The following is a 12,407-nucleotide window of genomic DNA, read 5'->3' as shown; positions in this document are numbered from 1 at the left end:
TATGAATGGAACATATAGGCGTTTGTATGAATAAAGTATAGAGGACTAATAAGAAGAGGAGCCGATACAATGTTTTATCATGTAAAGAACCTTCAATATCATGCTAAGCCTGTAAGGTCAGATCCTGTATTTGCCAAAAAGTTGCAAGAAATACTTGGGGGGCAATTTGGTGAAATTTCCGTTGCTTTACAATACTTATTTCAAGGATGGAATACAAGAGGGGAAGAGAAGTATAGAGATTTGTTACTTGCGACAGGTACAGAAGAGCTAGCGCATGTTGAAATGCTAGCAACGATGATCGCACGTTTGTTAGACAATGCTCCTGTCGGAGATCAAGAAGTAGCAGCTAAAGACCCTGTTGTTGGAGCAATATTAGGCGGAATGAACCCACAGCATGCCATTGTTGCTGGACTAGGAGCGATGCCTGCAGATAGTGTCGGGAATCCTTGGACAGCTAGTTACATTAATGCAAGTGGAAATTTACTAGCTGATTTTCGTCTAAATTTAACATATGAATCTCAGGGGCGTCTTCAAGCAGTTCGTTTATATGAGATGACAACCGATGAGGGTGTCAAAGATATGCTATCATGGCTTATTGCACGAGATACGATGCATCAAAACCAATGGTATGCTGCAATATGCGAATTAGAAGAAAAAGAAAACATTGTTGTACCGAGTACGTTCCCACGCTCGTTAGAAAAGCATGAAGTTGCATATGATTATTATGATTTATCAGGAGGAACGGAAAGCAAGCATGGTCGTTGGGCGCAAGGACCAAGTATGGATGGATTGGGTGAGTTTACGTATGTTCCTAATCCTAAGCCACTTGGCAAGAAACCAAGGCTACAACCAGCTCCACCGTATATGCATAATACGGCTTTACCGAATCCGCCTCATCTTCCACCTATGTTCTAAGACGTTAAAAGCTTGTCGTGATGAAGGAGTAAAGGAGATATCACATCATCGTGGTATCTTTTTTGTGTTTGAGCGCTAAATAAAAGAGCATGCCTATAAAATGGCACAAATACATATCTGCCTATAAAATCATGATAGAAGTTGAAAAAATATCAAATGAAAAAGGGAAAGGTTGTAAATAGACCCAATTCCCTTTCAAGCAAGAAATTTGTTCTGTACAATGAGCACTAGTTGGAAGCACATCAAATTAAATTCCAACACGAACAATTCTAAGGAGGAATTTTAGATGAGCAAGAAATTTCTTTATACACTTTTAGCGGGGGCGCTTTCAGTTAGCGTATTAGCAGCTTGTGGAGACGAGCCAGCTCCAGAAGATGTAGATGGTGGCGATCCAGTAGGAGATGAAGAACCTATTGAAGATCCAGTAGGTGAAGATCCGATTGGAGATGAGCCTTTAGATGATGAACCAGAACTTGATGAAGAGCCGATTGGTGACGAAGATTTAGAATTAGAATAATAATGTAAAGTTACCAATCTAGTAACTAGAAAAGCTACCTAATAAGTTTATTTTAACTTTTTAGGTAGCTTTTGTTTTAAATATTAAATAATGGGTATAGATAGATGAGCACAAACCAATTATATAAAATTTAAGGAGGAAATCATGATGAATATGAAAAAGTTATTATCAGGATTAGCAGCAGGAGCGTTAGCCGTAAGTGTATTAGCAGCATGTGGAGATGTAGAAGGAGAGCCAGGAGTAGATGAGCCAGGAATGAATGACCCAGGAATGGAAGAGCCAATGGATGATGGAGGATTAGAGTAAGAGTAGGAGCTTTATAAAAAATAATGATTAATATAGGAGGAGAAGAATAATGAAAAAGTTATTATCAGGATTAGCAGCAGGAGCGTTAGCTGTAAGTGTATTAGCAGCATGTGGAGATGTAGAAGGAGAGCCAGGAGTAGATGAGCCAGGAATGAATGACCCAGGAATGGAAGAGCCGATGGATGATGGCGGATTAGAATAGAAGCTAATGGTACTACACTTTGACTATATAAAATAAACTGTCTCAAGTCAGTTAACTTGGGACAGTTTTTTAGTAGCTAATTTTATATAACTGAAGATCCATTGAATGGATTAATTGAAATGGTTGACAAATTAAATAGATAAGAAAAGAGGTGACTTATATAAATGATTAGTATAGTCATCTTTTTTTAAGTGATTTAATATATTGGAATAATTTAATTGATTATTCTAATAACTCGATTATTCCGAAAATAAAAATAGTACAAAAAATTTCGTGTATTTATTAAGAGATTATAAAAGTATTTGCAAATTAAAGGCTGTGTGTTAATATGCATATACAAGTATAATTATTATATTGAAAATAGTTGGGGGATTTAAAGTGAAAAAAATATTCGTGTACTTAGTAATGACTATTATCGTTAGCTTTGCGTTAGTTGCATGTGGCTCGGATGATTCAGAAACACTAGTAATGGGAACATCTGCTGATTATCCACCATATGAATCATTTGATACAGCAACAGGAGAAATAGTTGGGTTTGATATTGACATTGCTCGTTATATTACAGATGAGCTAGGATATGAACTTGAAATTGAAGATATGGATTTTAATTCGTTAATTCCAGCTTTAGAATCAGGAAGAATTGATTTTGTATTGGCGGGAATGACCCCAGATGATGAACGTAGTCAAAGTGTTGACTTCTCTGATATTTACTATTTAGCGAAGAATTTAATTGTCACAACAGAAGATTCTGATATTCATACGATGGAAGATTTAGAAGGAAAGACTGTCGCTGTACAGCTCGGATCAATTCAAGAGCAAGAAGCAGAAGCAATAGCTGATGATTTTGGCTTTGAAGTTGTTAAATTAAACCGTATTCCAGAAATTGTCCAAGAGTTATTAGCTGGTCGTATTGATGCCATTTTAATGGAAGATAAAGTAGCAGAAGGGTTTCTAGGAGCTCAAGAAGGACTAATGAGTTTTGAAGTGCCAGTAGAAGATGAAGAGGAATTAGGAGCTGCTATTGCTTTTCCGAAAGAAAGTAAATTAGTGGAACCTTTTAATGAAAAACTAAATGAAATGATGGAAAATGGCAAGATGAATGAACTTATTTTAGAATGGTTTGATGCCGAAGATGAATAAACCAATTTTTGGTTAAGGGAAGGAGTGAGGGCATGGATTTGAGTTTTGATCGAATCGTGCCCCATATTCCTTTTATCCTAGAAGGGATATGGGTTACGCTACAATTCGTTAGTGTTTCATTGATTATTGGTTTATTGTTAGGAATCATATTGGCATTTTTTAAGATTGGACGCGTTGGAATTTTACGCTTTTTAGCAAATGCTTATACATCTATTTTTCGTGGTACTCCTCTTATACTACAGTTATCAATCATTTATTTTGGTGTCCCTCAATTTGGAATTGATATTAGTGCATATGTAGCAGGCGTTCTTGCTTTTGGTTTAAATTCGGCTGCTTACGTTTCAGAAATTATTCGTGCAGGAATTCAAGCAGTTGATAAAGGACAGCAAGAAGCTGCTGATGCATTAGGGGTTCCTTACAGACATACGATGCTTCATATTATATTACCTCAAGCCTTTCGTAACATATTACCTGCTCTCTTTAATGAGTTTATTAATTTAACGAAGGAATCCGCTATTGTGTCTGTTATTGGGGTTATGGACCTTATGAGAAGAGCTCAAATTGTAAATGCTCAACTGTACACGTATTTCGAAACGTTCCTATTAATTGGACTAGTCTATTACATTCTTGTGATGGGATTGACTTTAATTGGCCGATTTATTGAGAGGAGGTTGCAACGCAGTGATTAAAGTTGATGATTTATATAAGTCATTTCAGCAAATTGAAGTGTTAAAAGGGATCTCAACAGAAATAGAACGAGGTGATGTCGTTGCGGTGATTGGTCCTTCGGGCTCAGGGAAGTCTACCTTTTTGCGTTGCTTGAATTTATTAGAAAAACCTACCTCAGGTCAAGTATGGGTCGGAGAGAAGGAATTGACAAACCCTAAAGCGGACGTTCGAATAGCTAGACAGCAAATTGGAATGGTGTTTCAGCATTTTCATCTTTTTCCTCATATGACCGTTCTTGAAAACATTACGTATGCTCCTCAAAACGTAAAAGGAGAGAAAAAAGAAAGTGCTGTAACTAGAGCAAAGCAATTACTTCAGGATGTTGGATTATTGGAAAAAAGTGGAGAATACCCTAGTCGTTTGTCTGGTGGTCAGAAGCAGAGAGTAGCGATTGCACGGGCATTAGCGATGGAGCCTGAAGTGATGTTATTCGATGAGCCAACTTCTGCTTTAGATCCTGAGATGGTTAAGGAAGTACTGAATGTCATGAAGCAACTAGCTCAATCAGGTATGACGATGGTTATTGTAACACATGAAATGGGCTTTGCCCGAGAAGTTGCCGATCGTGTTCTTTTCCTTGACCAGGGAAAGTTAGTTGAAGATACACCACCGAAACAGTTTTTCGAAGCGCCAACTTCCGATCGAGCAAAAGAATTCCTTGATAAAGTATTATAAATCAATATAGTGACTCGAATAAAGGTCTTTCAGAGACTTATTATTCGAGTTTTTTCATTGAAATAGAAAAGGCCGCGAAGAGATTTTTCGTAAAGAATATATACATGTTGGAATGTATCGTGGCTTCATATGATAAAATACGAATAATAATAGTGCTAGTTTGAACAGAAAAGGAGTCTAATGAATGCCATTTAGAATTGGATATCGTACATTAAAAACAGCTATTGGAGTCGGAGTAGCTGTTGCCATAGCACAAATGCTGAATTTAGACTTTTATGGGTCTGCGGCGATTTTGGCGTTACTTTGTATTTCGACAACGAAACGTGATTCTGTAAAGGCGTCATGGTATCGAATTGCAGCATGTTTAATTGGCCTTGTTGTCAGCTCAATTGTTTTTAGTTTAATTGGTTACGCTCCATGGGCTTTAGCTGTTGTTTTATTACTCTTTATTCCAATAGCAGTCATGTGGAAAGTAGAAGAAGGGATTGTCACAAGCGCTGTCATCATTTTGCATATGTATACAGCTCAAGAAGTAACTCTTTCTTTAATTATAAATGAATTGCTACTGATTATGATCGGTGTTGGGGTCGCGTTAATTATGAATGCTTATATGCCAAGTAGTGAAAGGAAGCTTCGACATTATCATAAAGAGATCGAAGCGCATTTTAAGAAAATCTTTTTTGAATTGGCTGTTTATTTAAGGTATGGCGAAAGTGACTGGGACGGGAAAGAAATATATGAAACAGATGAATTATTAAAAGCAGGACAAAATGAAGCGTTAGTTAATATACATAACCACTTCCTTCGATATGAGGATCGTTATTACTATTACTTTAAAATGCGAGAAAAGCAATTTGAGTTACTTGAGAGACTTATGCCTTATATATCCTCTATTGACCAGACGTATGAACAAAATGTCGTACTAGCAGGTTTTCTAGAGGAATTAGGTGCGGCCATTAGTCCAGCTAATCAAGTTCCTTATTTCTTAGAAAAGCTTGAGGACATTAAGAAAGGATTTCAAAAAACCAACCTTCCGAAAACACGGGAAGAATTCGAAATTCGCGCATCGTTATTTTATATTATGAATGAACTAAGTGAATATTTGCATATTAAAGATCGTTTATGGAATGAGTTGGATAAGAAGAAACTGTAATGACCACACTATAGAATAAAAAGAAGGGGTTGTTTGTAGTGAGATCACTTTGCTTCTTTTTATTAACTGTCCTTGCGGTTTCGCCTATATGGCCTTTAGGAGAGAATCCGACAGTGGGAGACCCATTTCTAATAGTGAGTGTGTCAGACAAGCAGATTTCTTTTATACATGAAAGTGAAGTTCAGTCAACATACCCAATTGCAATTGGAAAAGATGGCGATGAGACACCGATTGGTCTATTTCAAATTATTGTAAAGGCCAAAAATCCATATTATCGCAAGTTAAATATAGAAGGTGGATCACCAGAAAATCCATTAGGGTCACGCTGGATTGGCTTTGATGCGAACAATACGGACGGGCGTATATATGGTATTCACGGCACAAATCGACCTGATCTAATTGGGAAGGCTGTTACTGCAGGTTGTATAAGAATGGCTAATGAGCATGTAGAGGAACTATTTCAACAAATCCCATTAGGAACAAAGATGTTAATAACTGATACAACAGATTTAGAGGTAGTGGAATTAGCGAAAGAGTATGGGGCAATTTAATACTCCATAACGCAAAAAGGGGATGACCTGATATGGAATCCCCTTTTGCAATATGATAATAATGATTAGAAGATTGAGACTCCCATTAAAAGCGTTCCTAGAACCATCGTAATGATCATAATATATATAATGAGCTTCTGGAATTTACGTGGCATACTGACCCCTCCTCTTAAAACATGCTTATGGCGTAATCGCTATCAAGTCTATACGTCTATTTTACTTGTTACTCGTTGAAAGGACAAGAGGGTTTACAGTAGTAACTGTTATAAATTGAGATAAACGATGATATAACTTGCTGTTTTATAGCGACAGCGTTACGATAAGAAGGGAAATAAAGGAGGTTTAGTATGTTATGGTAAATGAACAACGATTAGTCGAAGAGTTCTTAGAGCTTGTTCAAATTGATTCAGAAACAAAAGAAGAACAATTAATAGCACCAGTATTAAAAAAGAAATTTCAACAATTAGGTGTCTCCGTAGTGGAGGATGATTCAGCAAGTAGAACGGGACATGGAGCAGGTAACTTAATTTGTACGCTAGAAGGCTCACAAAAGGATGCTACACCGATCTATTTTACCTCTCACATGGATACCGTTGTGCCCGGTAAAGGGATTAAACCTAAAATAGAAAATGGTTATGTTGTAACCGATGGGACTACAATCCTAGGGGCAGATGATAAAGCGGGTATTGCGGCTATGTTTGAGGCGTTAAGAGTACTAAAGGAAAATAAAATTGAACATGGTCTCATTCAATTTATCATTACTGCTGGAGAAGAATCAGGTCTAGTTGGAGCGAAGGAAATGAATCCTGATGATATGAAGGCAAAGTTTGGGTTTGCTCTAGATAGTGATGGTCAAGTAGGAAACATTATTGTTGCAGCTCCTACGCAAGCAAAAATAAGTGCAACGATTTTAGGGAAAACCGCTCATGCTGGGGTAGCGCCAGAAAAAGGGGTGTCAGCTATAACAGTTGCTGCAAAAGCTATTTCTAAAATGCCACTAGGCAGAATAGATGAAGAGACGACGGCAAATATTGGTCGGTTTGAAGGCGGTACGCAAACAAACATCGTATGTGATCACGTAACAATTGTCGCAGAAGCACGTTCACTTATTCAAGAAAAAATGGAAAAGCAAGTTAAAAAAATGAAGAAAGCATTTGAAGAAACGGCTGCAAAATATGGTGCTAAGGCTGAAGTAGAGGTAGACGTTATGTATCCAGGGTTTAAACTTAGTGAAGATGACGTAGTCGTAAAGGTTGCCAAAAAAGCGATGGCTGAAATAGGTAGAGAAGTTCAATTGTTACAAAGTGGCGGTGGTAGTGACGCGAATATTTTTGCTGGTCATGGTGTCCCAACGGTTAATTTAGCTGTCGGTTATGAAGAAATACATACGAAGAATGAACGAATGCCAATCGTTGAATTAGTGAAATTATCAGAAGCTGTAGTGGCTATTATTAAAAAAGTTGCAACAAATACAATAAAGGGTTAATGATGAAAAACGTCTTTTCCAAACTCAAGGCATTCTAATATATGTTCTTCAGTGTCACCGACGATCGCAGCTAGTTCAGCTATTGTTGGTGATTTTTTTTGCTTTGAGCCTGAATGAGCTTGAATTTGATATACTTGTTGAAAAAGATGATTGTATGAAGTTTGTTTCGTCATGCGAACACTCACCTCTCAATTTGTATAAACATACTTTCTAATCTCAGCTTAAAGTAATTTAAGGAGAACATCAACTTTTAGAGGTTGTTCAAAGAGGACGATTTGTTCCTTTTTGAAAAGATAAGAAGGTGTAAAATTCTTAGAAGTACTGTGGGGGAGTCAAGAGGACGAAAGCAGTCATTGCTATATTTTTTGGTGCTTTTTTAATTTTTTAACATGCTATTAACATAAATTCGTTAATAAAAAAGAAAGGAGGAGAACAATGTGCTCGCTAGAATCATTTTCCATTTAGACATGAACAGCTTCTTTGCTTCAGTTGAAGTTGCTAAAGATCCAACGTTGTCAGGAAAACCGTTAGCAATTGCCGGAAATCCCAAAGAACGTAAAGGAATTATTGTGACGAGTACATATGAAGCGCGTGCTAAAGGAGTAAAAACAACGATGCCGATTTGGCAGGCGAAGAAGCTTTGTCCAGAGCTCATTGTTCTCCCGCCTAATGGTGATTCCTATCGTAAAGCATCACAGGCGATTTTCAATATTTTGTTTTCGTATACGCCAAACGTACAGCAAGTTTCTATAGACGAAGGATATATGGATGTTACGGATATGACTGATATTCACCCTGTTTCGTTAGCTAAACAAATTCAAAAACGAATATTTGACGAGCTAAGACTACCTTGTAGTATTGGAATCGCTCCGAATAAATTTCTAGCGAAGATGGCCAGTGATATGAAGAAGCCAAATGGTATAACGATCGTACGAAAACGTGATGTTTCTCAGGTGCTTTGGCCAATGCCGATCGAAGAGATGCACGGTATTGGACGAAAAACAGTAGAAAAGTGGAAAAAAACATCGATTCATACAATCGGTGATTTAGCAGTGGCTGACAAAGAATTGTTAGCAAAGAAATTTGGTGATCGTGGGTTGAAGCTTCAGGAAAGGGCCAATGGGATTGATCACCGAAAAGTAGATCCTAATGCATATAGTCAATTTAAATCAATTGGCCATTCAAAAACGTTACATGCCGATACAGCAAATCGTGAATTAATCAATGAAACATTTTCAAAATTAGCTGTTCAAGTACAACATAGATTACATGCGAAAAAAGTGTGTGCATACGGAGTTCAAATAACAATTCGTTATTTTAATTGGAAAATGATTACAAGAAGTAAAAAGCTTGTTGACCCTATTCAAAGTGAGCAAGATCTCTTAATGGAAGCAAAACGGATGTTTGACCATGCTTGGAATGGTGAACGAGTTCGATTATTAGGCATTAGCACGTATGATTTAATCGATCAACAATATGCATACAGACAACTCGACTTATTTTCCTATAAGGAAGACGAAAAAATGGAAAGGTTACAGCAAACGATAAAGCATCTTCGGAAAAAATTCGGGGATGGAAGTGTTCAAAAGGGATATAGGAAGAAAATAAATGATGACAATTATCATTAATAGTTTCTTCACATCTGCCGATATAGTAAGTAGGATGAAAGAGTGCGGAGGTGAAAGCACATGCAAATTCAGCAGCAATTGACGTCTTCTTCGAAACAATTTGACAGTCAAAATCAACTAAGAGAGGGAGATGTTTATAGAGCAACAATAAAGGAGCGAACAGGAGAACGGGACGCCATTGTTTCCATTAGAGGGCGCGATGTCCCTGTAATATTTGAAGGCTCCTTACCGTCAAAAGAGCGTGTTCATGTGCAGGTAACAGAGAATCGTGGAGATTCAATTCGGGTTAAGGTTGCAGAAGAGCAAACTAGGCAAACGGGACAAGGTCGACCATTAACAAGTAGCCAAGGTGAAATGCAGCAACGATTGCAGCATTTAGGTGTACAACAACCAAGTCGCGAATTGACAAGGGCTGCTATGATTTTACATGAACAAGGTGTTTCGTTAAATAGAAATGCTGTACGTGACTTACAACAATTTATACAAACAGGGAATGCGAATGACCGCTTGCAAACGATTCAAGCGATAGCAAATAAAAGGCTTGACATAACGCCAAGTCATTTACGGGCTGTTGATGAAGCTCTACACGGAAGACCGTTAAACCAAGTCTTAACCGATCTTGCGCGAGAAATAAAGCAAGAAATCAAACCTCCTTCTAGAGAACATGCCTCTCAATCAGGACAAGGGCAAAGAGTTCATGTTGAAGAAATACGTCAACTCCTTCAATCTGATCCTAGACAAGCAATTGAGAGACTTGTACGAATGCAACAACATTTGAGTCATTCTTCTGAAGGGTCACAAGCAACGGAACGTTTAGCGAAAGAGGCCAGACAGCTGCAGCAAGCGGCAATTGATCGGATCCTTCAAGCTTTGCCACAATCGAAAGAATTTAGCTCATTACGACAACAAATACAAGAACGTGGCGTAACGGAGGAAATACGTCAGAGACTAGCTCAAATGAATCTGCCAAATCGTGATCAACTTGATCGAGCTATTCGACAATCCGTTCAGCTACAACAGGCAGCAAATGAACGTGTTATGCAAGCTTTGTCTCATAACCAATCTCATACAGTTGCAAAACAAGATATTACCCAGCAAGTAGTGCGAATAATCGAGTCGACAACGGATACAGGTCGAACTGCTGAACGATTACACGTATTACTCACGAACGAGAATCGTACATCCCTAACGATACAACAAATACAGCAATTAGTTGAAGGTGTACGTCAGCATTTAAGTCAAGGAAGAGCTGAACAAGCAATTCAACAAGTCGCAATGACGCTTTCACAAACAAATTCTGCTGAAGCGATGACGCTAAATACTCAAACGAGTTCGCCAGGATCATTATCCAACGTCATTCATCAATTTGTTGAGCAATCGTTACGTTCATTGCAAACAGAACCGAACTTTCAACGAGCGATCGAACAAATCCAGACTCAGCTAGTAAATCGTCCGTTTTCAGAGACGATAAAGAATGATATCCAGCAACAAATAGCAGCAGCACAACAAACAGAACAGTCAGGAAGAGAGATGAAAGCAAGGCAAGAAGTCGCTCATTCTTTGCAGCAACTCGAACAACAAACTCAACCAACACCTTCGAGTAGAGAATCAATTTATATTCAGAATGAGCAATTCCAAACGAGTCAGCAATCAGCAAACAAAATGATAGCTGTTACGACTGTGACAGAGAGAATGGCACAATTAACGGCTGATTTTAAACAATTTCAAAGAGAGCTACATCGATCGTTAGATCAAACAGCTAGATTGATTGAACAATTTCGTAGCCAAGCACAGCAACAAGCGAAACCAATGCTTGAAAAGACGATTAAACGGTTAGACAATGCGATTTTAAAAAGTGAAATGATGCTCTTTACAGATATGAAAACAGAAAGAGAATTAATGCAAGCGAGTAATCGTTTAGCCGAAGCCAAGCAATTGTTAGCGAGAGGCTCTCATCGAGAAGCAAATCAAATCGTAAGAGAAGTAAGTCAGCTCGTTGAAAAAGTCCATTTTCAACCTTCTGAAACGAAGGTTAAGCACTATACGGCTGCTAGGGAAGAGGCGGTTCGAAATATGCAATTGCCTGAGCAAAACGGGCCGAGACAGATGTCAGAAACGATAAGACCGATACCGGCTGAACCATCGCCTCGAGCTATGCTTGAATTAATTCGTAGTCTTGGTTTAAATCGTGATAGTGAATTAGCACAACAATTTGCTTCAGGTAACCGTGAGCACACTCATGAACAACAACAGAATCTGAAATCATTGTTAATGCAGCTTGCGCGTGGAGAAGAAGAGGGAACACGTGCCAATCAGCTTGCAAATCAAGCATTAAATAACTTGACTGGCCAACAGCTATTAAGTCGGTCTGATCAGCAAAATATGCAAAGCTTATTCTTTCAGCTACCGTTTTTATTAGAAGAGAAAGTAGAGAACTTAAAAGTATTCGTTAATTCTCGTAATGAAGACGAGCAAGTTGATTGGGAAAATTGTAGTATCTATTTCTTAATGCAAACACCTAAGATGGGGGATATTGGTATTCTCGTATCGGTAAAGGATCGTCAATTATCTGTTACGTTGAAAAATGATCAACTGGACTTTCAGGCAAAAATGGAGCCTTTTGTTCAACAATCGATTGATAAGCTTGGAGAGCTTGGTTTTAACATTAAGGGAATACACTTTGCACATTTACAAGAGGATAATGACCAAGAAAAAGGTAAAGAGATGGATGAACCTCGGCAACGAGCGACATTTACGGAGAAAGGGTTTGATTTTAAAGTATGATTATTTCCAAGCATATTAATCATAAGCAACGAAAGCTAAGTAATGGACCTTCTGCAGCAGTGATTCGCTATGATCATAATGAGGATACACCAAAGGTTGTCGCGCATGGGAAAGGTCAAGTCGCAAGTCAAATTATTGATATTGCAAAGCAAAACGATATTCATATGCAAGAAGATCCATTACTCGTTGAAAATTTACTAGATATGGATCTAGGAGATAATATTCCTCCACAGCTCTATTCAATTATGGCAGAGGTTTTATTATTAATAGAAGAAATGGAGAAAAACTATTAAAAATTAGAAGAAACAAACCGATAGTAAT

General features: G+C 37.9%; 15 protein-coding genes. 13 read left to right on the top strand and 2 right to left on the bottom strand.

What is annotated here, in order from left to right; genetic code table 11:
- Positions 1–69 precede the first annotated feature (69 nt).
- The 9 genes from MW695_RS08905 to MW695_RS08865 all read left to right on the top strand — a co-directional run bounded on the left by MW695_RS08905 (position 70) and on the right by MW695_RS08865 (position 6,188).
- Entirely contained in the window at positions 70–915 is an 846-nt protein-coding gene (locus MW695_RS08905) for a manganese catalase (RefSeq protein WP_247104941.1), read from the top strand.
- 286 nt (positions 916–1,201) lie between these two features.
- Positions 1,202–1,432 carry a DNA primase gene (locus tag MW695_RS08900; RefSeq protein WP_247104939.1) on the top strand — a complete coding sequence of 77 codons (231 nt, stop codon included), beginning with the start codon at positions 1,202–1,204 and terminating at the stop codon, positions 1,430–1,432.
- A gap of 147 nt (positions 1,433–1,579) precedes the next feature.
- Positions 1,580–1,738 (top strand): hypothetical protein, encoded by a 159-nt coding sequence (locus MW695_RS08895; protein ID WP_247104938.1) that lies wholly within the window; start codon positions 1,580–1,582, stop codon positions 1,736–1,738.
- A 49-nt stretch (positions 1,739–1,787) separates the two neighbouring features.
- Positions 1,788–1,940, top strand: coding sequence for a hypothetical protein (locus tag MW695_RS08890; RefSeq protein ID WP_247104937.1), 153 nt, complete (start codon positions 1,788–1,790; stop codon positions 1,938–1,940).
- A 378-nt stretch (positions 1,941–2,318) separates the two neighbouring features.
- The gene (locus tag MW695_RS08885) at positions 2,319–3,080 is read left to right on the top strand and encodes a transporter substrate-binding domain-containing protein (RefSeq protein WP_247104936.1); all 762 of its coding nucleotides are present in this window, start codon (positions 2,319–2,321) and stop codon (positions 3,078–3,080) included.
- 32 nt (positions 3,081–3,112) lie between these two features.
- Entirely contained in the window at positions 3,113–3,769 is a 657-nt protein-coding gene (locus MW695_RS08880) for an amino acid ABC transporter permease (RefSeq protein ID WP_247104935.1), read from the top strand.
- A complete protein-coding gene (locus MW695_RS08875) occupies positions 3,762–4,484 on the top strand; it encodes an amino acid ABC transporter ATP-binding protein (protein WP_247104934.1) in 723 nt (240 codons plus the stop codon). The genes MW695_RS08880 and MW695_RS08875 overlap by 8 nt, the downstream gene beginning before the upstream one ends.
- Positions 4,485–4,668: 184 nt before the next feature.
- Positions 4,669–5,637 carry an aromatic acid exporter family protein gene (locus MW695_RS08870; RefSeq protein ID WP_247104933.1) on the top strand — a complete coding sequence of 323 codons (969 nt, stop codon included), beginning with the start codon at positions 4,669–4,671 and terminating at the stop codon, positions 5,635–5,637.
- A gap of 38 nt (positions 5,638–5,675) precedes the next feature.
- Complete coding sequence (locus tag MW695_RS08865; RefSeq protein ID WP_247104931.1) at positions 5,676–6,188, top strand: L,D-transpeptidase; 513 nt, start codon at positions 5,676–5,678, stop codon at positions 6,186–6,188.
- A gap of 65 nt (positions 6,189–6,253) precedes the next feature.
- Here MW695_RS08865 and prli42 read toward each other — a convergent pair whose 3' ends face one another.
- Positions 6,254–6,343, bottom strand: a complete 90-nt coding sequence (prli42, locus tag MW695_RS08860) for a stressosome-associated protein Prli42 (RefSeq protein ID WP_156314987.1) — start codon at positions 6,341–6,343, stop codon at positions 6,254–6,256.
- Positions 6,344–6,540: 197 nt separating this feature from the next.
- Between prli42 and MW695_RS08855 the strand changes: the two genes are divergently transcribed.
- Positions 6,541–7,674: a M20/M25/M40 family metallo-hydrolase gene (locus MW695_RS08855; protein ID WP_247104930.1), complete on the top strand. Its 1,134-nt coding sequence runs from the start codon at positions 6,541–6,543 to the stop codon at positions 7,672–7,674.
- Here the strand turns inward: MW695_RS08855 and MW695_RS08850 are convergent.
- Positions 7,671–7,847: a hypothetical protein gene (locus tag MW695_RS08850; protein ID WP_247104927.1), complete on the bottom strand. Its 177-nt coding sequence runs from the start codon at positions 7,845–7,847 to the stop codon at positions 7,671–7,673. The genes MW695_RS08855 and MW695_RS08850 overlap by 4 nt on opposite strands.
- 264 nt (positions 7,848–8,111) lie before the next feature.
- Here MW695_RS08850 and MW695_RS08845 point away from each other — a divergent pair, with 264 nt between their 5' ends.
- Genes MW695_RS08845 through MW695_RS08835 form a run of 3 tightly spaced genes read left to right on the top strand, consistent with a single transcriptional unit; the run spans position 8,112 to position 12,379 of the window.
- Positions 8,112–9,302, top strand: coding sequence for a DNA polymerase IV (locus MW695_RS08845; RefSeq protein ID WP_247104925.1), 1,191 nt, complete (start codon positions 8,112–8,114; stop codon positions 9,300–9,302).
- Positions 9,303–9,362: 60 nt separating this feature from the next.
- The gene (locus tag MW695_RS08840; RefSeq protein WP_247104923.1) at positions 9,363–12,086 is read left to right on the top strand and encodes a coiled-coil domain-containing protein; all 2,724 of its coding nucleotides are present in this window, start codon (positions 9,363–9,365) and stop codon (positions 12,084–12,086) included.
- Complete coding sequence (locus tag MW695_RS08835) at positions 12,083–12,379, top strand: EscU/YscU/HrcU family type III secretion system export apparatus switch protein (protein WP_247104921.1); 297 nt, start codon at positions 12,083–12,085, stop codon at positions 12,377–12,379. Before MW695_RS08840 ends, MW695_RS08835 begins: the two co-directional genes overlap by 4 nt.
- Positions 12,380–12,407 lie beyond the last annotated feature (28 nt).

The organism is Halalkalibacter sp. APA_J-10(15) (assembly GCF_023017105.1).
In the GTDB taxonomy this organism is placed as follows: domain Bacteria; phylum Bacillota; class Bacilli; order Bacillales; family Bacillaceae_D; genus Halalkalibacter.
This window is presented reverse-complemented; position numbering and strand designations above follow the sequence as displayed.